The 1,071-nt window shown below is 54.2% G+C and carries 1 protein-coding gene; it reads left to right on the forward strand.

Annotation, left to right across the window (positions count from 1 at the left end; translation table 11 throughout):
• Positions 1–509: 509 nt before the first annotated feature.
• Positions 510–1,071: hypothetical protein (locus AC1DH9_RS29705; protein ID WP_477809399.1), on the forward strand; the 562-nt coding region annotated here is incomplete at its 3' end.

Here is a 1,071-nt window from a genome sequence, read left to right on the forward strand (position 1 = left end):
TGGCCGATTCTGTTGAAAAAGTCGGTTTGCCCAAAATGCTCGAATATTGATGGGTGAAAACACCTCTTTTACACGCTGCTACGTAAAATCCGAGTCCGGAAGCCTCTGCTGAAAGCAAGGACTTCAATCTCAGGCGCGTACTTTTCTGCCGTGGAAACCAAGCCGGACTTTTTCAACAGAATCGGCCGATTTCTGCCTGTCACGAAGGGCCGTAATCGACCGAGGCTGTGTAAAAACGTTTTGGAGCCGGTTTGACGGTCAGAACCAGAGCGTAAATCGCGTTCCTGCGCAAATTTCAAGCTCGCTGATCAACGAATCACTGGCAGATTCTACGTAGCGACGCAGACTTCAAAATGGTACCTGCGTTTTTACACACTCGGGACTGTGGATTCAACCGGTGGATGCAACAGATTGGCTAAATCGTTCAGCGGGCGTTTCGTAGTTTAGTGTTTTCCGAGGGCGGCTATTTGGAGGGCAAGGAAGGAACCTGGCTGATTACGGCAAGCCACGTGTTCGAGGATGCACCGAAAGACGCCATGCTCGCTCATTTGCCTGTTCCTGGAGACGAGTACATAGCGATCACCGAGTTACCAGAAGTGGCCAAGTGGCCGGTTGACGCAGCCGTGGCTCGGGTCGCCCCAATTCCTGCGAGTTCAAGCATAAAGGCTCTCCCCAAGGATTTGCTCTCATACCAGTATTTCGCCGTTGACGGAGAGCTTTTGTTCTGGATCGGCTTCCCGGGGTTCAAGCTAGAACGACACGACCCCATCCTCCCAGACAGGCTCAGGAGCACACTGTTCGGAGAGCTACACACTTTCGGTCTTCCCATGCTCTCACAGGCTTTACAAGGTGACGATCCGAAACATGCGGCATTCKATCGTGGCAAGCATGTTGCGATCCACTACCCAAACTCTGCGAAGAGCGCGCCTGGTGAGCCTCCCGTTGCATTGCCTCACCCCAAAGGCATGAGCGGCAGCCTGCTCTGGAATACGAGATTCGTCGAGACGACCCGCGAGGGAGAGGAGTGGTCTCCAGCTAACGCCACCGTCTGTGGCGTGGTCTGGGCGGCGC

This window comes from Pseudomonas sp. 05T35, assembly GCF_056396605.1.